The sequence below is a fragment of the Janthinobacterium sp. BJB301 genome, from assembly GCF_002735685.1.
GTDB classification, from domain to species: Bacteria; Pseudomonadota; Gammaproteobacteria; order Burkholderiales; family Burkholderiaceae_D; genus Janthinobacterium; species Janthinobacterium lividum.
In genome coordinates this window covers 2769729-2787992 of record NZ_PDZJ01000001.1, presented here as the reverse complement: position 1 = coordinate 2787992, position 18264 = coordinate 2769729, and the positions used below count along the sequence as shown (strand labels likewise).

The following is an 18264-nucleotide window of genomic DNA, read 5'->3' as shown; positions in this document are numbered from 1 at the left end:
GGCGCATCCCTCCCGATTTTCTCTTTTTTATTGGATGCACCATGTTGTCCTCCCTTAAGGCGCGGCTGATCGCCATCGCCGTTTCCATCGTCGTGCTGGCCATGCTGGCCGTTGCCATCGCCAATTTCTTCACTACGCGCTCAAGCACCCTGGCTGCGCTCGACACGCAGATGCTGCAGTTGTCGCACAGCCATGCCGCGGCCATCGCCGAATGGCTGCGTTCCAAGCAAGCCGTCGTGGGCTCGCTCAAGCAGGGCGCCACGGCGGCCGATCCGCTGCCGGCCCTGAAGGCGGCCGAACAGGCGGGCACGTTTGACATGGCGTATATCGGCTTTGCCGACAAGCACGCCGTCTTTTCGCAAGAGCGCAAGCGCGCCGCAGACTATGATCCCACGGCGCGGCCCTGGTACAAGCTGGCGTCCGAAGCGGGCGGCCCCGTCATTACGGCGCCGTATATCGGCGCCAGCACGGGCAAGCTGGTGGTGACGTTTGCCGAGCCGCTGGGCGGCAAGGGCAGCGTGACGGGCGTACTGGCGGCCGACGTGATGATGGATGCCGTGGTGCAAAACGTCGCATCGATCAAGCCGACGGCGTCCAGCTATGCCTTCCTTGTCGATGGCGGCGGCAAGATCATCGCCCACCCGGACGGCAAGCTGACCTTGAAGCCCCTGGCCGAGCTCGATCCGGGCCTCAGTGCGCAGGCGCTGGCCGACATTGAAAAGAGCGGCGATGGCGCCGCCATTCGCCTGGGCGAGCGTGACGGCATCTTGCATGTAAGTAAGGTGCCGGGCAGCGACTGGTTGCTGGCCACCGTGCTCGACCGGGCAGAGGCGACGCAGGCATTGACTTCCATGCTGCGCGCCTCGGCCTTGACGGCCTTGCTGGTGCTGGCCCTGGCCGCCACGGTATTGAGCGCGCTGGTGGCGCGCGCCTTGCGCCGCCTGGGCCTGGTGCGCGATGCGATGGAAGCGATCGCCACGGGCGACGGCGACCTGACCAGCCGCCTCGACGCGGAAGGCTCGGATGAGCTGGCGCAGATCGCCAAGGCGTTTAACTTGTTTGTCGAAAAGATCGCCACCGTGCTGGTGCAGATCCGCAGCATCAGCACCCTGGTGCGCAGCGAATCGGCCGATATTGCCGCCGGCAATGCCGACCTATCCTCGCGCACGGAAGCGCAGGCGGGCGCGCTGGAAGAAACGGCCAGTTCGATGGATGAGCTGACGTCGACCGTCAAGCAGAATGCGGAAAACGCGCATGCGGCCAATGAGCTGGCCGTATCCGCCTCGGAAGTGGCGGCCAAGGGCGGCCGCGTGGTGCAGCAAGTGGTCGGCACCATGGCCGGCATCCAGGAAAGTTCGCGCAAGATCGTCGACATCATCGGCGTCATCGACGGCATCGCCTTCCAGACGAATATCCTGGCCCTGAATGCGGCTGTCGAGGCGGCGCGCGCGGGCGAGCAGGGCAGGGGCTTTGCCGTGGTGGCGTCCGAAGTGCGCAATCTGGCGCAACGCTCCGCTGGCGCGGCCAAGGAAATCAAGGAATTGATCGGCGACTCGGTGGAAAAAGTGGATGCCGGCGGCCGCCTCGTCGATGAAGCGGGCCAGACCATGGATCAGGTGGTGGCGTCGGTGCAGCAATTGACCACCATCATGAGCGAGATCACGGTGGCCAGCCGCGAACAGAGCGCCGGCATCGGCGAAATCAATACGGCCGTCACGCACATGGATACCATGACGCAGCAAAACGCGGCCCTTGTCGAGCAGGCGGCCGCCGCCGCGGAAAGCCTGCAGGAGCAGGCCGTGGACCTGGCGCAAGCCGTCGGCATGTTCCGCCTGGGCGATGCGCCAGCTGCGGCACCGGCGTCCGTGACGCGCCTCAAGGCCAAGCCTGTTGCCCCCGCGCCGCGCGCGCCGGCCCGCGCGCTGTCGCCGGCCAGGCCCGTCAAGGCGGCCAAGGCGGGCGCTGACGAGTGGGAAGAGTTTTAAGCGCGCAGCAGTAAATCGACGTTTATCCGCGTTTTTGTCAGGCCAGCCTGCCAAAAGCGCAGTTCGTCGCAATCGGCGTGTCTGCCGGGAGCGGTATGGCTATAGTGATCACATACCGCAAGCCCACTGCCAGACACCCGAGGAGAACAACATGAACGTCGCTAAAAACATGGAAGTCATTGCCGTTGCCGCCGCCATCCTGATCAGCGCCAGCTGCTACGCCATCGCCCCGGCCGCCCCGGCCCTGCAAGTGGCCAGCTCCACCGCCACCCTGGCCGCGCCAGCGGGCAAGACTGCCATGCACGTGGTGGTCGTCAAGGCCAAGCGCCTGAACGCCGCCGAAAAAGCCCGTTTCGCATAATTGATTGTCAGCAATTTTTGCTGCTGCTACAGTGGCAGCCAGTGGCAATGCGCGGGAGCTCCACGAGGGCGCCGCGGCACATAAAAACAAGATACCGAGGATGCATTACATGAAAAAGACACTGCAACTGGCGCTGCTGTTCCTGGCGACTTTGGGCCTGGTGCGCGGCGCGGCCGCCGAGACCCGCTTGCTGGAAATGCGCAACATCGACGCCCGCGTGGTGCGCGTCAAGCTCGATGGCGTGATGGAAGTGCGCATTCGCCAGGGCAACGTGCCTTCGCTGAGCATCACGGCCGACAAGCGCTATATCGCCGATGTCAGCACCGCGCAAAGCGGCGATACCCTGCACATCGAAACGGAAGTGCGCGGCTTCAAGATCGGCCCTTCGTCGATCCGCGCCGACCTGGTCTTGCCGAACTTGCGCGAACTGAGCTCGGAAGGCTTTGGCAGCACGGACATCACGGGTTTCAAGGGCGAAGAACTGACCCTGTCGCTGGAAGGGGCGGGCAGCATCAAGCTGGTGGGCGATTACCGCAAGCTCAATGCCAGCCTGGGCGGCGTGGGCAGCATGCAGATATGGATAGGTAACAATGAGCGGGCCGAGCTGGACTTGCAGGGCGCGGGCTCGGTGGTGCTGGGTGGACGCGGGCGGCTCCTGAAAGCCAGCCTGGGTGGCCTGGGCAGCCTGAATGCACAGCAGTTCGAAGCGGACGCCGTCAACCTGGAATTGAGCGGCCTTGGCAACGCTACGGTGAATGCGCATACGAATGCCAAACTGAACTTGAGCGGACTCGGTTCGGTGGTGGTGTACGGCAAGCCGGTCAACCGCGATGTCAGCGTCGAGGGCCTGGGCAAAGTTAGCTGGAAATAAAAGCATCCTGCCGCAGGCCTTTTGGCAGGACAAGAATAAGTAGTCAGACCACATCCCATTCCGATGAAAAAACTGATCATTACATTACTCATGCTGTTGACGATACAGCTACCCGCGCGGGCTGGCTTCGCCGAAGGCGCCAGCGCCTACAACAACAAGAATTACGCGCTCGCCTACAAGGAAATATTGCCACTGGCTAAGACCGGCAGTGCCGATGCCCAGCATTTGCTGGGCTTGATGTATTACATGGGACGGGGCTTGCCGCAGGATTACAAGCAAGCCATGTTCTGGCACCGCAAGGCGGCCGAGCAGGGCAAGGCCGACGCCCAGTATGTGGTGGGCGCCATGTATTACACGGGCAATGCCGTGCTGCAAGACCATAAGCAGGCCGTCGGCTGGTTCCGCAAGGCGGCTGAGCAGAACCATGCCGAGGCACAGCAGGTGCTGGGCCTGATGTACCGCTACCACATGGGCGGCGTGCAGCAGGATAATGTCATCGCCTACATGCTGTGGAACCTGGCGGCCGCGAATGGCAACGCGAATGCGGCCGACCAGCGCGCCGCCGTGGTGCGCAAGATGACGCATGAGCAAGTCGAGGAAGGGCAAGCCCTGTCGGCAAAATGGAAGCCCGGTACGCCATTGCCGCGGCAGTCGAAGACGGGCGGCGCCTAAGGGGAAGCGGTGCTCTGCAAGGGCTGGCGGCTTGGCGTACAATCGCCGTTTTCCCTTGAAAGAGTCCCGCCATGCGTGCAGTTGCCATCAGCCAGCCAGGTCCCGCCGACGTTTTGCAGATCGCCGAACGTCCCATGCCGCAATATAAGGCGGGCGAATTGCTGATCAAGGTGCACGCGGCCGGCATCAACCGTCCCGACGTGTTGCAGCGCCTGGGCAAATACGCGCCGCCAGCCGGCGCGTCGGACTTGCCTGGCCTGGAAGTGGCGGGCGAAGTCGTCGATGGCGACTTCACTAATACCATATTCAGGAAAGGGGACCTGGTCTGCGCACTGGTGCAGGGCGGCGGCTATGCCGAATACTGTGCCGCGCCCGCCGGCCAGTGCCTGCCCTTGCCGCAAGGCTTGACGGCGCTGGAAGGCGCGTCCCTGCCGGAAAATTTCTTTACCGTCTGGAGTAATGTCTTCGACCGCTGCGCGCTGGCCGATGGCGAAACGTTATTGGTGCAGGGCGGCACGTCCGGCATCGGCGTGACGGCCATCCAACTGGCGGCCGCGCTCGGTCACCGCGTGTTTGCCACGGCGGGCAGCGACGAGAAGGCGCGCGCCTGCGAGGCCTTGGGTGCCGAACGGGGCATCAATTACCGCACGGAAGATTTCGTCGCCGTCGTCAAGGAATTGACCGGTGGTAAAGGCGTCGACGTCATCCTCGACATGGTGGGCGGCGACTACCTGCCGCGCGAAATCGATTGCCTGGCCGACGATGGCCGCATCGGCCTGATCGCCGTGCAGGGCGGCACCAAGGCGGAACTGGACCTGGGTAGCTTGCTGCGCCGTCGCCTGACGGTGACGGGTTCCACCCTGCGTCCCCGTTCGGTCGCCTTCAAGGCGGCCATCGCCAACCACCTGCGCGCGACCGTCTGGCCGCTGATCGAAGCAGGCAAGATCAAGCCCGTGATCTATCAAACTTTCCCGTTGGAAAAAGCCAACGAGGCGCATGCCTTGATGGAAGCGAGCACGCACGTGGGCAAGATCATGTTGCAAGTTGCCTGAAACGGGGCACTGCCTGTTTGACCGGCATCGGTGCCGGAGTTAGAATGACGGGTTATTAGAATTTAGGCTACTATGCGTCGCAAACTCGTCGTCGGAAATTGGAAAATGAACGGCAGTCGCACCTCGAACGCGGTGTTATTGTCTGAAATAGTTGCTGGCCTGGCTGCCTCTGGCGCCGCCAGCGCCGTCTGTGTGCCTGCGCCGTATCTGGCGCAGTGCCAGGCGCAATTGGCAGGCACGGCTCTTGGCTGGGGCGCGCAGGATGTGTCCGCGCATGCCGGCGGCGCCTACACGGGGGAAATCTCGACCGCCATGCTGCAGGATTTTGGCTGCGGCTACGTGGTGATCGGGCATTCCGAGCGCCGCGCCTACCATGGCGAGAGCGATGCGCAAGTGGCGGCCAAGACGGTTGCCGCGCTGGCGGCAGGCATCACGCCTATCGTCTGCATCGGCGAAACGCTGGCGCAGCGCGAAGCGGGCCAGACCAATGCCGTGGTGGCGCAGCAGCTGGGCGCCGTGCTGGCGGCGATTTCCGCCGACGACGTGGCGAAACTGGTGCTGGCCTATGAGCCAGTCTGGGCCATCGGCACGGGCAAGACCGCCACGCCACAAATGGCGCAGGACGTGCATCAGGTATTGCGCGCCCAGCTGGTGGCAAAGAATGCGGTAGCGGCCGCCGGCGTGCAAATCCTGTACGGCGGCAGCATGAAGCCGGAGAACGCAAAAGAATTGATGGCGATGCCGGATATCGATGGCGGTCTGATCGGTGGAGCAGCATTGAAGGCGGCGGATTTCCTGGCAATTATTCACGCCGCTGATTGAATTAATTTAAACTAAGAATGGAATTGCAATGAACATGATGTTCAATCTGGTAGTGGTAGTACAGGTTATTTCGGCATTGTCGATTATCGCGCTGGTGTTGCTGCAGCACGGCAAGGGCGCCGACATGGGCGCCGCCTTCGGTTCGGGCGCCTCGGGCAGCCTGTTCGGTGCGACGGGTTCGTCGAACTTCATGTCGAAGTCGACGGGCGTTGCCGCCGCGATCTTCTTCGGCGCCACCCTGGCCCTGTCGCTGATGGCCAATCAGCGCGCCACCACGGTGGGCGGCGGCGTGATGGATAAAGTCGTCAAGCCAGTGCCGGTCACCGGCGCGGGCGCGATCCCGACGACGGTGCCAGCAGCCCCTGCGGCACCAGCGGCCAGCGCTCCAGCGGCGGCGGCACCTGTTGCCAGCACCCCGGCCGGCGCGATTCCGAAGTAATTCGGTATTAACTCGATGCCTCATCGAGAGTAATTCTCATTACGGGCAGATTATTGCTCAATGTTTTAGCAGTGCGGCAGGAAAAAATCGTGACGCGCTGGAAGATGTAAAAATTTATCGTTTTTATCTGTGTTTTGATGCATTTGTGCATTAACTTTAGCGGCAAAGCAGAGTAGAATACGGGCCTTACCGCCGACGTGGTGAAATTGGTAGACACGCTATCTTGAGGGGGTAGTGGCGAAAGCTGTACGAGTTCGAGTCTCGTCGTCGGCACCAGAAATCAGAAGCCAGCAACGGCGCACGAGCCATGGCTCGTACAAAGTTGCTGGCTTTTTTTACGAGGATGTGTCGTTCGATCCTGGTCTTAGCTTTGATTGGGGTCGTGCGTTAGATACGCTGCAAATGATCGCAGCGTCCTCATTTAACCGATCGTTCAATATAAGCTCATCAATCGTGAACCTCGAAAATTACTTCCCCGTCCTGCTGTTCATTATTATCGGCCTTGGTGTCGGTATCGCTCCCCAGCTCCTGGGGCGCCTGTTAGGTCCTAACAAGCCTGACGCAGCAAAACTCTCCCCGTACGAATGTGGCTTTGAAGCATTCGAAGACGCGCGCATGAAATTTGATGTGCGCTACTATCTGGTCGCAATCCTGTTTATTTTGTTCGATCTGGAAACGGCATTCTTTTTCCCATGGGGCGTTGCAATGCGCGACCTGGGCTGGGCCGGTTTCGTCACGATGATGGTGTTCATCGCTGAATTCGTGGTCGGATTTTGGTACATTTGGAAGAAAGGTGCCCTTGACTGGGAATAAGCCATGGCTATTGAAGGCGTATTAAGCGAAGGTTTCATCACCACCTCGGCCGACAAGCTGATCAACTGGGCGCGCACCGGGTCTATGTTCCCGATGACGTTCGGTCTGGCCTGCTGTGCGGTCGAAATGATGCATGTGGGCGCAGCCCGCTACGATATGGACCGTTTCGGCGTCGTGTTTCGTCCGTCGCCGCGTCAGTCCGACGTCATGATCGTTGCCGGCACCCTGTGCAACAAGATGGCGCCGGCCCTGCGCAAGGTCTACGACCAGATGGCAGAGCCACGCTGGGTCATCTCGATGGGTTCCTGCGCCAATGGCGGCGGGTACTACCATTACTCCTATTCCGTGGTGCGCGGTTGCGACCGCATCGTGCCCGTCGACGTGTATGTGCCTGGCTGTCCTCCGACCGCTGAAGCCTTGCTGTACGGCATCATGCAGTTGCAGAACAAGATCAAGCGTACCAGCACGATCGCACGCTAACGGGGCCGCTTCAGATTATGACAACACATTTAGAAGTATTGCAAAACGCCCTCGGCACTGCCCTGGGCGATCGCGTTAGCACGACGGTTGCGCTGGGCGAAGTCACCCTGGTCGTCAAGGCCGAGGACTACCTGGCCGTGATGCAGACCTTGCGCGACGATCCGACCCTGCATTTCGAGCAGCTGCTCGACCTGTGCGGTGTCGACTACTCGACCTATGGCGACGGTAGCTGGGATGGTCTGCGTTTCGCGGCCGTGTCGCACTTGCTGTCGGTCAAGCACAACTGGCGCGTGCGCGTGCGCGTGTTCGCACCGGACGACGACATGCCGCTGCTGCCTTCCGTGGTGGGCATCTGGCGTGCCGTCAACTGGTACGAGCGCGAAGCATTCGACCTGCTGGGCATTCTCTTCGAAGGCCACAACGACTTGCGCCGCCTGCTGACCGACTACGGTTTCATCGGCCATCCGTTCCGCAAGGATTTCCCCGTCTCCGGCTATGTCGAGATGCGCTACGATCCGGAACAAAAGCGCGTGATTTACCAGCCCGTGACGATCGAGCCGCGGGAAAACGTGCCGCGCGTGATCCGCGAAGAACATTACGGGATGAAATAATGGCTGAGATTAAGAACTACACCCTGAACTTTGGGCCGCAGCATCCGGCCGCGCACGGTGTGCTGCGCCTGGTGCTGGAGATGGATGGCGAAGTCATCCAGCGCGCCGACCCGCATATCGGCCTGCTGCACCGCGCCACCGAAAAGCTGGCAGAACAGAAGACCTACCTGCAATCCGTGCCGTACATGGACCGTCTCGACTATGTGTCGATGATGTGCAATGAACATGCGTACGTGATGGCCATCGAAAAGATGCTGGGCCTGGAAGTGCCGCTGCGCGCGCAATACATCCGCGTCATGTTCGACGAGATGACGCGCATCCTGAATCACCTGATGTGGCTCGGCACCCACGCGCTGGACGTTGGCGCCATGGGCCCGTTCCTGTATTGCTTCCGCGACCGCGAAGACTTGTTCGACGCCTACGAGGCAGTGTCGGGCGCGCGCATGCACGCGGCCTACTACCGCCCGGGCGGCGTGTACCGCGACCTGCCGGACGCGATGCCGCAGCACAAGGCATCGATCATCCGCAACGCCAAGGCCATCGGCAAGCTCAATGAAAACCGCCAGGGTTCGCTGCTGGACTTCATCGAAGACTTCGCGCGCCGTTTCCCGAACTCCGTGGACGAGTACGAAACCCTGCTGACCGACAACCGTATCTGGAAACAGCGTACCGTCGGCATCGGCGTGGTCTCGCCGGAAGATGCGCTGGCCATGGGCTTTACGGGCGCCATGCTGCGCGGCTCGGGCGTGCAGTGGGATTTGCGCAAGAAACAGCCGTACGAAGTGTACGACCTGATGGATTTCGACATTCCTATCGGCACCAACGGCGATTGCTACGACCGCTACCTGGTCCGCGTGGAAGAGCTGCGCCAGTCGAACCGCATCATCAAGCAATGCGTGGAGTGGCTGCGCAACAATGAAGGTCCTGTCATGACCAGCAACCGCAAGGTGGCGCCTCCGGGCCGTGTCGACATGAAGACCAACATGGAATCGCTGATTCACCACTTCAAGCTGTTTACGGAAGGTTTCCACGTGCCGCCAGGCGAGGCCTACAGCGCCGTGGAACATCCGAAGGGCGAGTTCGGCGTGTACCTGGTGTCCGATGGCGCCAACAAGCCGTACCGCATGAAACTGCGCGCGCCAGACTACGCCCACTTGCAGTCGCTCGACGAGATGGCGCGTGGGCACATGCTTGCCGACGCCGTGACCATCATCGGGACGCAAGATATCGTGTTCGGTAGTATTGACCGCTAAGAGGCAAAAAGTATGTTGTTATCAGAGCAATGTTATAAGAAAATTGACCGTGAGTTGGCCAAGTACCCGGCCGACCAGCGTCAATCCGCCGTCATGGCCGCGCTGGCCCATGCCCAGGATGAACTGGGCTGGCTGGCGCCAGAAACCATGAAGGAACTGGCCGATTACATCGGCATGCCGGCGATTGCCGTGCAGGAAGTGGCCACGTTCTACAATATGTACAACGTGAAACCCGTGGGCAAGCACAAGATCACCGTGTGCACCAACCTGCCATGCGCCCTGTCGGGCGGCGTGCGCGCTGCAGACTACCTGAAGCAGAAGCTGGGTATCGATTTCCGCGAAACCACCCCTGACGGCCAGTTCACCCTGGTTGAAGGCGAGTGCATGGGTGCGTGCGGCGATGCGCCTGTCTTGCTGGTCAGCAATAAAACCATGTGCAGCTGGATGTCGAACGAGAAGATCGACGCCATGCTGGAGGAACTCAAGAAATGACGTCACTCCACAACCGCCATATCGATCCATTGATCCTGAAGGATCTGGATGGCAAGAACTGGCATTTGCAAGATTATGTGAACCGCGGCGGCTACAGTGCCCTGCGGCGTATCCTGGAAGAGAAAATCACGCCGGAACAGATCATCGCCGACCTCAAGGCTTCGTCCTTGCGCGGCCGTGGCGGCGCGGGTTTTCCTACCGGCTTGAAGTGGAGCTTCATGCCGCGCCAGTTCCCGGGTCAAAAATACCTCGTCTGCAATACAGATGAAGGCGAACCGGGCACTTTCAAGGACCGCGACATCATTCGTTACAATCCCCATGCCCTGATCGAAGGCATGGCCATTGGCGCTTACGCGATGGGCATCACCGTGGGTTACAACTACATCCACGGCGAGATCTTCCAGGAATACCTGCGTTTCGAAGAAGCGCTGGAAGAGGCGCGCGCCGCCGGTTTCCTGGGCGACAAGATCATGGGCAGCGAGTTCTCGTTCCAGTTGCATGCGCACCATGGTTATGGCGCCTACATCTGCGGCGAAGAAACGGCCCTGCTGGAGTCGCTGGAAGGCAAGAAAGGCCAGCCGCGCTTCAAGCCGCCTTTCCCTGCCTCGTTTGGCCTGTACGGCAAGCCGACGACGATCAACAACACGGAAACCTTCGCGGCCGTGCCATTCGTGCTGAACATCGGTCCAGAGAAATACCTGGCGATGGGCAAGCCGAACAACGGCGGTTCGAAGATCTTCTCGATCTCGGGCGACGTGGAAAAACCGGGCAACTACGAAGTGCCGCTCGGCACCCCGTTTGCGACCCTGCTGGAACTGGCAGGCGGCATGCGCGGTGGCAAAAAGATCAAGGCCGTGATCCCTGGCGGCTCGTCCGCTCCGGTGATCCGCGGCGACATCATGATGCAGACCGACCTGGACTACGACTCGATCGCGAAAGCCGGTTCGATGTTGGGTTCGGGCGCCGTCATCGTGATGGACGAAACACGCTGCATGGTAAAGGCGCTGGAACGCCTGTCCTACTTCTACTTTGAAGAATCGTGCGGCCAGTGTACGCCTTGCCGTGAAGGCACAGGCTGGATGTACCGCATGGTGCACCGCATCGAGCAGGGGCAGGGTCGTCCAGACGACCTGGACATGCTCAACTCGATCGCCGACAACATCCAGGGCCGCACCATTTGCGCGCTGGGCGATGCGGCTGCCATGCCGGTACGGGCCTTCATTAAGAATTTCCGTGAAGAATTTGAATATCATATCGAGCACAAGCATTGCTTAGTGCCCGCATATATCTAAGCTGCGTCAGGTAACGATCACCATGGTTGAAATCGAAATAGACGGCAAAAAAGTCGAAGTCCCTGCTGGTAGCATGGTGATGGACGCCGCCAACAAATTGGGAACCTACATTCCGCACTTCTGCTATCACAAGAAATTGTCGATCGCAGCGAACTGCCGCATGTGCCTGGTCGAAGTGGAAAAGGCGCCCAAGCCTTTGCCCGCTTGTGCGACCCCGGTCAGTGCCGGCATGATCGTGCGCTCCGCCAGCGATAAAGCTGTGCAGGCGCAAAAGTCGGTCATGGAATTCTTGCTGATTAACCACCCGCTCGATTGCCCTATCTGCGATCAGGGCGGCGAATGCCAGTTGCAAGACTTGGCCGTGGGTTATGGCAAGAGCGAATCGCGCTACAAGGAAGACAAGCGCGTCGTGCAGCCGAAGGAAGCCGGTCCGCTGGTGTCCATGCAAGAAATGTCGCGCTGCATCCAGTGCACCCGCTGCGTACGCTTTGGCCAGGAAGTGGCTGGCGTGATGGAGCTGGGCATGATCGGCCGCGGCGAACACTCGGAAATCGTGTCCTTCGTCGGCCAGACGGTCGACTCCGAACTGTCGGGCAACATGATCGACCTGTGCCCGGTCGGCGCACTGACCTCGAAGCCGTTCCGCTACAGCGCCCGTACGTGGGAACTGTCGCGCCGCAAATCGGTCAGCCCGCATGACGGCCTGGGCGCGAACCTGATCGTGCAAGTGAAAGCTGGCAAGGTCAAGCGCGTATTGCCTCTGGAAAACGAAGCCGTCAACGAGTGCTGGATCTCGGACAAGGATCGTTTCTCGTACGAAGCGCTGGACAGCGCCGAACGCCTGACGTCCCCGATGCTGAAACAAGGCAACGAGTGGAAAGAAGTTGATTGGCAAACGGCGCTGGAATACGTGGCGCACGGCCTGAAAAACATCAAGCACGAGCATGGCGCTGACGCCATCGCCGCGCTGGCAACGCCGCATTCGACCGTCGAAGAGCTGGTACTGCTGCAAAAAGTGGTCAACGGTCTCGGTTCCGAGCACGTCGATTTCCGCCTGCGCCAGACCGACTTCGCGCTGGACGCCGGCGTCAAGCCATGGCTGGGCATGCCGATCAACGAATTTGGCCAGATCAAGCGCGCCTTCGTCATCGGCTCGTTCCTGCGCAAGGACCACCCATTGCTGGCCACGCGTTTGCGCGCGTCCGTCAAGGGCGGCGCCAAGCTGTCGATCCTGCACGCCTCTGACGATGAGCAGCTGATCACCATCGCCAACAAGATGATCGTCGCGCCTGGCGATTGGCTGGCGGCCTTGTCGGAAGTGGTCGTCGCCGTTGCCAAAGCCAAAGAAATAGCCGCGCCGGCCGGTTTCGAAGCGATGACCGCTTCGGACGTGGCTGTCGCCATCGCCGCCAGCCTGATGGCTGGCGACCACGGCGCCGTACTGCTGGGTAACGCGGCAACGCAACACCCGCAAGCGTCGCAATTGCATGCTGCCGCGCAATGGATCGCCGAACAGACGGGCGCCAAGCTCGGTTACCTGACGGAAGCGGCCAACACGGTTGGCGCGCACCTGGTCGCCAAGCCGCGTGCCAATGTGCAAGCTGCCTTTGCCGCGCCGAAAAAAGCCTACGTGCTGCTGCACGCCGAGCCGGAACTCGACGCTGCCAACCCGCAAGCGGCCCGCGCCGCCCTGGATGGCGCCGACATGGTCGTGGCGATGTCGGCCTTCAAGCACGGCATGGATTACGCCGATGTCTTGCTGCCGATCGCTCCGTTCGCTGAAACCTCGGGCACCTTCGTCAACTGCGAAGGCCGCGCGCAAAGCTTCAACGGCACCGTGAAACCGCTGGCGGAAACCCGTCCAGCCTGGAAAGTGCTGCGCGTCCTGGGCAACATCCTGGGCCTGGCCGGTTTCGACTACGACACTTCCGAAGCGATCCGCGACGAAGCGTTTGGCGCCGGCGTGACCGATCTGTCGGCACAGCTGAACAACATCGCGAAAAATGCACCGGAAGCGGCAAGCTACGCACCGGCTTCGCCTGCGCTGCAACGCATCGCCGACGTGCCGATCTACTTTGCCGACGCGCTCGTGCGCCGCTCCGAACCGCTGCTGCGCACGGTCGATGGCGCCGCACCGCAAGCGCACCTGTCCCTGGCGCTGGCTGACAAGCTGGGCATCAAGGCGGGCGACAAGGTCAAAGTGGCGCAAGGCTCCGGCAGCGCCATCCTGGTGGCGGCACTCCATGCCGGCCTGCCAGCCAATGTGGTCAAAGTGTCGGCGGCGCATGCCTCGACGGCTAGCCTGGGCGGCATGTTCGGTGACATCACAGTTGAAACAGCAGAGGGGAAAATCTGATGGCTCTGCCTGAATTTGTAAACGTCATCAACAGCGGCGGCCAGAATTTGCTGGGCGGCTCGTGGCCGTTCTTCTGGACCCTGATCAAGATCCTGTGCGTGCTGCTGCCGCTGATGGGCCTGGTTGCCTACCTGACCTTGTGGGAACGCAAGCTGATCGGCTGGATCCAGATCCGCGTCGGCCCGAACCGCGTGGGTCCGCTGGGCTTGCTGCAGCCGATCGCCGATGCGCTGAAACTCTTGTTCAAAGAGATCATCATCCCGTCGAAGGCCGCCAAGGGCCTGTTCGTGATCGGCCCGATCATGACCATCATGCCGGCCCTGGCCGCCTGGTCGGTCGTGCCGTTCGGCCCGCAAGCCGTGCTGGCCAACGTCAACGCAGGCTTGCTGATGCTGCTGGCGATTACCTCGATGGAAGTCTACGGCATCATCATCGCCGGCTGGGCCTCGAACTCGAAGTACTCGTTCATGGGCGCCATGCGCGCTTCGGCACAGATGATTTCGTATGAAATCCCGATGGGCTTCGTGATGGTCATCGTGCTGATGGTCTCGGGCAGCCTGAACTTCATCGACATCGTCAGCGGCCAGCAAATCGGCTTCTTCGCCGACAAGGGCGTGAACTTCATGTCGTGGAACTGGCTGCCGCTGCTGCCGATGTTCGTCATCTACCTGGTGTCGGGCCTGGCTGAAGCCAACCGTCACCCGTTCGACGTTGTCGAAGGCGAGTCGGAAATCGTCGCCGGCCACATGGTTGAATATTCGGGCATGGCCTACGCCATGTTCATGCTGGCCGAATACGCCAACATGATCTTGATCGGCGCGCTGGCTTCGATCATGTTCCTCGGTGGCTGGTCTGCACCATTTGCTTTCCTTGAGTTCTGGGGTGGTTTCGGCGGCTTCTTCTGGCTGTTCGCCAAGACCTTCTTCATCGTGTCGGTGTTCATCTGGGTGCGCGGTACTTTCCCACGCTACCGTTATGACCAGATCATGCGCCTCGGCTGGAAAGTGTTTATCCCGTTGACGCTGGTCTACCTGGTCTTCGTCGCTGCCTGGATGCAGACATCCTGGAATATTTGGAAGTAAGAGAGTGCATACGAATGGATAAGGTAAAAGATTTCTTCAGCAGCCTCTTGTTAGGCGAGCTGATCAAGGGCATGGCGTTGACAGGCAAGTACATGTTTTCGCGCAAGATCACGGTGCAATTCCCGGAAGAGAAGACACCGATCTCGCCGCGTTTCCGTGGCTTGCACGCGCTGCGCCGCTACCCGAACGGCGAGGAACGTTGCATCGCCTGCAAACTGTGCGAAGCGGTTTGCCCGGCGATGGCCATCACGATCGAATCGGAACAGCGTGACGACGGCTCGCGCCGCACCACGCGTTACGATATTGACTTGACCAAGTGCATCTTCTGCGGTTTCTGCGAAGAGTCCTGCCCGGTCGATTCGATCGTCGAGACGCAAATCCTGGAATACCACGGCGAGAAACGCGGGGATTTGTATTACACGAAAGAGATGTTGCTGGCCGTGGGTGATCGTTATGAAAATGACATCGCCGCTGCGCGCGCCGCCGACGCACCTTATCGCTGATGGATGCGCCGCAGCTGACCAGCTGCGGCGCGCCCCTCGTTCATCTGTACGTCTATTGGGTTTTTTATGGACTTTAAAACAATTTTGTTTTACGCCTTCGCGCTGATCTTGATTCTGGCAGCGACGCGCGTCATCACGGCCCGTAATCCGGTCCACGCAGTACTGTTCCTGGTACTGTCCTTCTTTTCCGCAGCGGGCATCTGGATGCTGCTGCAAGCTGAATTCCTGGCCATCGTGCTGGTATTGGTGTATGTCGGCGCCGTGATGGTGCTGTTCCTCTTCGTGGTCATGATGCTCGATATCAATATCGACCGCATGCGCGAAGGCTTCTGGGGCTATCTGCCGCTGTCCGTGACGGTGGGCGTGATCATCGTGCTGGAAATGGCCGCTGTCCTGTGGCACGGTTTCCGCAACTTTGCGCCTAGCATCGCTCCGGTGAACGTCAACCTGGGCGGCACCAAGGAACTGGGCCTGCTGATCTACACGAAATATGTGTTCGCCTTCGAGATCGCTGCCGTCGTGCTGCTGGTGGCCATCGTTGCCGCGGTTGCACTGACCCTGCGCAAACGCAAGGACACCAAGCATTTTGCTCCAGGCGATGCCGTGCGCGTCAAGCGCAACGACCGCCTGAAGATCATCAAGATGGACGCGGTCGTCGAGCGTCCTGCGGCTGAGCCGGAAGTTAAGGAGGCACCATGACATTATCGCTCACACATTTTCTGGTCCTGGGCGCGATCCTGTTCGCAATCTCGATCGTCGGTATTTTCCTGAACCGCAAGAACATCATCGTATTGCTGATGGCAATCGAATTGATGCTGCTGGCGGTGAATATGAATTTCATCGCGTTCTCCCATTTCATGGGCGACGCGGCCGGTCAGATCTTCGTTTTCTTCATCCTGACGGTTGCCGCCGCTGAGTCGGCTATCGGTCTGGCTATTCTGGTGGTGATGTTCCGTAATCTGGATACCATCAACGTCGAAGACCTGGACAGCCTCAAAGGCTGATGTTTTTCAGACTCGATCTCTCGAATAATAACGATTAAGGTTCATCATGGCGGGGCAACTCCTCAACCCTAACCTCCTTCTTGCCGTACCGCTGGCGCCGCTGGCCGGTGCCGCGATTGCAGGTTTGCTTGGCACCCAGTTCCTGGGTAATTTGGTCGGACGCAAGACGTCGCATACCGCGACGATCCTGGGCGTACTGATTGCGTTCATCCTGTCCGTGCAGACACTGCTGGCAGTGATGGATGGCGCGACATTCAATGGCACGATCTATAACTGGATGACGATCGGCACCCTGAAGATGGAAGTGGGCTTCCAGATCGATTCGCTGTCGGCGATGATGATGTGCGTGGTCACCTTCGTCTCCCTGATGGTGCACATCTACACGATCGGCTACATGAAGGACGACGAAGGCTACAACCGCTTCTTCGCCTACATCTCGCTGTTCACCTTCTCGATGCTGATGCTGGTCATGGCCAACAACTTCCTGCAACTGTTCTTCGGTTGGGAAGCCGTGGGTCTGGTTTCCTACCTGCTGATCGGTTTCTGGTACCAGCGTCCGACGGCCATCGTGGCCAACATGAAGGCTTTCCTCGTCAACCGCGTGGGCGACTTCGGCTTCATCCTCGGCATCGGCCTGCTGCTGGCCTACGCCGGCACCATGAACTACCAGGAAGTGTTCGCCAAGAAAGACGAACTGGCGCTGCTGAGCTTGCCAGGTACCGACTGGGCCCTGCTGACCGTTGCCTGCATCTGCCTGTTCATCGGCGCGATGGGCAAATCGGCGCAGTTCCCGCTGCACGTGTGGCTGCCTGATTCGATGGAAGGTCCTACCCCGATCTCGGCGCTGATTCACGCCGCGACGATGGTGACGGCCGGTATCTTCATGGTCTCGCGCATGTCGCCGCTGTTCGAACTGTCCGACACGGCACTGTCCTTCATCCTGGTGATCGGCTCCATCACGGCGCTGTTCATGGGCTTCCTGGGCATCATCCAGAACGATATCAAGCGCGTCGTCGCTTACTCGACGCTGTCGCAGCTCGGTTACATGACCGTGGCGCTGGGTTCGTCCGCATACTCCGTGGCCGTGTTCCACCTGATGACGCACGCATTCTTCAAGGCACTGCTGTTCCTGGGCGCCGGTTCCGTCATCATCGGCATGCACCACGACCAGGATATCCGCAACATGGGCGGTCTGCGCAAGTACATGCCGATCACGTGGATCACTTCCCTGATCGGTTCGCTGGCCCTGATCGGCACGCCGCTGTTCTCCGGTTTCTACTCGAAAGACAGCATCATCGAAGCCGTCGAAGCGACGCACATCTGGGGTGCTGGCTTTGCCCAGTTCGCCGTGCTGGCTGGCGTGTTTGTCACCGCCTTCTACTCGTTCCGCATGTATTTCCTCGTCTTCCATGGCAAGGAACGTTTCGGCCAGGCGCATGCGCACGGTCACGACGACCATCACGCACCGAAAGCGGCCCATGGCGCGCACGGCGATGCGCATGACGACCACGCTCATGAAGAGGAGGAAGACGACCACGCTCACCACGGTCTGGAGCCTGGCCAGAAGCCGCACGAGTCCCCATTCGTCGTATGGTTCCCGCTGGTGATGCTGGCGATTCCTTCGCTGATCATCGGCTACCTGACGATCGGCCCGATGCTGCATGGCGATTTCTTCAAGGGCGTGATTTTTGTGGGTGAAAACCATCCAGCAATGGAAGAGTTGTCGCATGAATTCCACGGCGCAATGGCGATGGCGATCCATGGCCTGTCGACGGCACCGTTCTGGCTGGCATTGTCCGGCGTGGTGGCAGCCTACTACTGCTACATGGTCAACCCGCGTGTACCGGCCTGGTTCTTTGCCAAGTTCCACGCTATCCACACCCTGCTGGACAACAAGTACTACATGGACAAGTTCAATGAAGTCGTGTTCGCCGGCGGTGCCCGCTTGCTGGGTAATGGCCTGTGGAACTTCGGTGACAAGAAGCTGATCGATGGCCTGCTGGTCAACGGTAGCGCCAAGGTCGTCGCCTGGCTGTCCTCGCTGTCGCGAGTGCTGCAGACCGGCTACATCTATCACTATGCATTCGTGATGATCCTGGGCGTGCTGGGCTTCCTGATCTATTTCCTGCCATTCTGGCCCGCTAAGTAAGCTGACCTGATAAAAGAATACTGAGAA

At 60.3% G+C, this 18264-nt stretch carries 19 protein-coding genes and 1 tRNA gene; all 20 read left to right on the top strand.

Annotation, left to right across the window (positions count from 1 at the left end):
• The first annotated feature begins 41 nt into the window (after positions 1-41).
• The 20 genes from CSQ91_RS12335 to nuoL all read left to right on the top strand — a co-directional run bounded on the left by CSQ91_RS12335 (position 42) and on the right by nuoL (position 18237).
• Positions 42-1985, top strand: coding sequence for a methyl-accepting chemotaxis protein (locus CSQ91_RS12335; protein ID WP_180278411.1), 1944 nt, complete (start codon positions 42-44; stop codon positions 1983-1985).
• 151 nt (positions 1986-2136) lie between these two features.
• Positions 2137-2346 (top strand): hypothetical protein, encoded by a 210-nt coding sequence (locus tag CSQ91_RS12330; protein ID WP_099388388.1) that lies wholly within the window; start codon positions 2137-2139, stop codon positions 2344-2346.
• 109 nt (positions 2347-2455) lie between these two features.
• Positions 2456-3217 carry a GIN domain-containing protein gene (locus tag CSQ91_RS12325; protein ID WP_099388387.1) on the top strand — a complete coding sequence of 254 codons (762 nt, stop codon included), beginning with the start codon at positions 2456-2458 and terminating at the stop codon, positions 3215-3217.
• 63 nt (positions 3218-3280) lie between these two features.
• Positions 3281-3889 (top strand): tetratricopeptide repeat protein, encoded by a 609-nt coding sequence (locus CSQ91_RS12320; protein WP_070255624.1) that lies wholly within the window; start codon positions 3281-3283, stop codon positions 3887-3889.
• 71 nt (positions 3890-3960) lie between these two features.
• Positions 3961-4941 carry an NAD(P)H-quinone oxidoreductase gene (locus tag CSQ91_RS12315; RefSeq protein ID WP_099388386.1) on the top strand — a complete coding sequence of 327 codons (981 nt, stop codon included), beginning with the start codon at positions 3961-3963 and terminating at the stop codon, positions 4939-4941.
• Positions 4942-5013: 72 nt separating this feature from the next.
• On the top strand, positions 5014-5763 hold the full coding sequence (gene tpiA, locus CSQ91_RS12310) for a triose-phosphate isomerase (RefSeq protein ID WP_071653416.1): 750 nt from the start codon (positions 5014-5016) through the stop codon (positions 5761-5763).
• A 28-nt stretch (positions 5764-5791) separates the two neighbouring features.
• A complete protein-coding gene (gene secG, locus CSQ91_RS12305; RefSeq protein WP_070255615.1) occupies positions 5792-6202 on the top strand; it encodes a preprotein translocase subunit SecG in 411 nt (136 codons plus the stop codon).
• Between the two features lie 191 nt (positions 6203-6393).
• A tRNA-Leu gene (locus CSQ91_RS12300) sits at positions 6394-6478 on the top strand.
• Between the two features lie 177 nt (positions 6479-6655).
• On the top strand, positions 6656-7015 hold the full coding sequence (locus CSQ91_RS12295) for an NADH-quinone oxidoreductase subunit A (RefSeq protein WP_010399734.1): 360 nt from the start codon (positions 6656-6658) through the stop codon (positions 7013-7015).
• A 3-nt stretch (positions 7016-7018) separates the two neighbouring features.
• On the top strand, positions 7019-7495 hold the full coding sequence (locus CSQ91_RS12290) for a NuoB/complex I 20 kDa subunit family protein (protein ID WP_010399733.1): 477 nt from the start codon (positions 7019-7021) through the stop codon (positions 7493-7495).
• A 17-nt stretch (positions 7496-7512) separates the two neighbouring features.
• Positions 7513-8106, top strand: a complete 594-nt coding sequence (locus CSQ91_RS12285; protein WP_034779526.1) for an NADH-quinone oxidoreductase subunit C — start codon at positions 7513-7515, stop codon at positions 8104-8106.
• Positions 8106-9359, top strand: coding sequence for an NADH-quinone oxidoreductase subunit D (locus CSQ91_RS12280; protein ID WP_034749992.1), 1254 nt, complete (start codon positions 8106-8108; stop codon positions 9357-9359). The genes CSQ91_RS12285 and CSQ91_RS12280 overlap by 1 nt, the downstream gene beginning before the upstream one ends.
• Before the next feature lie 12 nt (positions 9360-9371).
• Positions 9372-9851, top strand: coding sequence for an NADH-quinone oxidoreductase subunit NuoE (nuoE, locus tag CSQ91_RS12275; protein ID WP_034779513.1), 480 nt, complete (start codon positions 9372-9374; stop codon positions 9849-9851).
• Positions 9848-11143 (top strand): NADH-quinone oxidoreductase subunit NuoF, encoded by a 1296-nt coding sequence (gene nuoF, locus CSQ91_RS12270; protein WP_010399729.1) that lies wholly within the window; start codon positions 9848-9850, stop codon positions 11141-11143. Before nuoE ends, nuoF begins: the two co-directional genes overlap by 4 nt.
• A 22-nt stretch (positions 11144-11165) precedes the next feature.
• On the top strand, positions 11166-13499 hold the full coding sequence (gene nuoG / locus CSQ91_RS12265; RefSeq protein WP_099388385.1) for an NADH-quinone oxidoreductase subunit NuoG: 2334 nt from the start codon (positions 11166-11168) through the stop codon (positions 13497-13499).
• Positions 13499-14581: an NADH-quinone oxidoreductase subunit NuoH gene (nuoH, locus tag CSQ91_RS12260; RefSeq protein ID WP_099388384.1), complete on the top strand. Its 1083-nt coding sequence runs from the start codon at positions 13499-13501 to the stop codon at positions 14579-14581. The genes nuoG and nuoH overlap by 1 nt, the downstream gene beginning before the upstream one ends.
• Before the next feature lie 14 nt (positions 14582-14595).
• The gene (gene nuoI / locus CSQ91_RS12255; protein WP_010399726.1) at positions 14596-15084 is read left to right on the top strand and encodes an NADH-quinone oxidoreductase subunit NuoI; all 489 of its coding nucleotides are present in this window, start codon (positions 14596-14598) and stop codon (positions 15082-15084) included.
• 66 nt (positions 15085-15150) lie between these two features.
• Complete coding sequence (locus CSQ91_RS12250) at positions 15151-15783, top strand: NADH-quinone oxidoreductase subunit J (protein WP_034779507.1); 633 nt, start codon at positions 15151-15153, stop codon at positions 15781-15783.
• Complete coding sequence (nuoK, locus tag CSQ91_RS12245) at positions 15780-16088, top strand: NADH-quinone oxidoreductase subunit NuoK (protein WP_010399724.1); 309 nt, start codon at positions 15780-15782, stop codon at positions 16086-16088. Before CSQ91_RS12250 ends, nuoK begins: the two co-directional genes overlap by 4 nt.
• 46 nt (positions 16089-16134) lie before the next feature.
• Complete coding sequence (nuoL, locus tag CSQ91_RS12240) at positions 16135-18237, top strand: NADH-quinone oxidoreductase subunit L (RefSeq protein WP_099388383.1); 2103 nt, start codon at positions 16135-16137, stop codon at positions 18235-18237.
• Positions 18238-18264 lie beyond the last annotated feature (27 nt).

What these genes read in the sequence shown, in the direction of transcription:
- CSQ91_RS12335 (WP_180278411.1), top strand. Translation starts at nt 42, where the DNA reads ATGTTGTCCTCCCTTAAGGCGCGGCTGATCGCCATCGCCGTTTCCATC.
- CSQ91_RS12330 (WP_099388388.1), top strand. Translation starts at nt 2,137, where the DNA reads ATGAACGTCGCTAAAAACATGGAAGTCATTGCCGTTGCCGCCGCCATC.
- CSQ91_RS12325 (WP_099388387.1), top strand. Translation starts at nt 2,456, where the DNA reads ATGAAAAAGACACTGCAACTGGCGCTGCTGTTCCTGGCGACTTTGGGC.
- CSQ91_RS12320 (WP_070255624.1), top strand. Translation starts at nt 3,281, where the DNA reads ATGAAAAAACTGATCATTACATTACTCATGCTGTTGACGATACAGCTA.
- CSQ91_RS12315 (WP_099388386.1), top strand. Translation starts at nt 3,961, where the DNA reads ATGCGTGCAGTTGCCATCAGCCAGCCAGGTCCCGCCGACGTTTTGCAG.
- tpiA (WP_071653416.1), top strand. Translation starts at nt 5,014, where the DNA reads ATGCGTCGCAAACTCGTCGTCGGAAATTGGAAAATGAACGGCAGTCGC.
- secG (WP_070255615.1), top strand. Translation starts at nt 5,792, where the DNA reads ATGAACATGATGTTCAATCTGGTAGTGGTAGTACAGGTTATTTCGGCA.
- CSQ91_RS12290 (WP_010399733.1), top strand. Translation starts at nt 7,019, where the DNA reads ATGGCTATTGAAGGCGTATTAAGCGAAGGTTTCATCACCACCTCGGCC.
- CSQ91_RS12285 (WP_034779526.1), top strand. Translation starts at nt 7,513, where the DNA reads ATGACAACACATTTAGAAGTATTGCAAAACGCCCTCGGCACTGCCCTG.
- CSQ91_RS12280 (WP_034749992.1), top strand. Translation starts at nt 8,106, where the DNA reads ATGGCTGAGATTAAGAACTACACCCTGAACTTTGGGCCGCAGCATCCG.
- nuoE (WP_034779513.1), top strand. Translation starts at nt 9,372, where the DNA reads ATGTTGTTATCAGAGCAATGTTATAAGAAAATTGACCGTGAGTTGGCC.
- nuoF (WP_010399729.1), top strand. Translation starts at nt 9,848, where the DNA reads ATGACGTCACTCCACAACCGCCATATCGATCCATTGATCCTGAAGGAT.
- nuoG (WP_099388385.1), top strand. Translation starts at nt 11,166, where the DNA reads ATGGTTGAAATCGAAATAGACGGCAAAAAAGTCGAAGTCCCTGCTGGT.
- nuoH (WP_099388384.1), top strand. Translation starts at nt 13,499, where the DNA reads ATGGCTCTGCCTGAATTTGTAAACGTCATCAACAGCGGCGGCCAGAAT.
- nuoI (WP_010399726.1), top strand. Translation starts at nt 14,596, where the DNA reads ATGGATAAGGTAAAAGATTTCTTCAGCAGCCTCTTGTTAGGCGAGCTG.
- CSQ91_RS12250 (WP_034779507.1), top strand. Translation starts at nt 15,151, where the DNA reads ATGGACTTTAAAACAATTTTGTTTTACGCCTTCGCGCTGATCTTGATT.
- nuoK (WP_010399724.1), top strand. Translation starts at nt 15,780, where the DNA reads ATGACATTATCGCTCACACATTTTCTGGTCCTGGGCGCGATCCTGTTC.
- nuoL (WP_099388383.1), top strand. Translation starts at nt 16,135, where the DNA reads ATGGCGGGGCAACTCCTCAACCCTAACCTCCTTCTTGCCGTACCGCTG.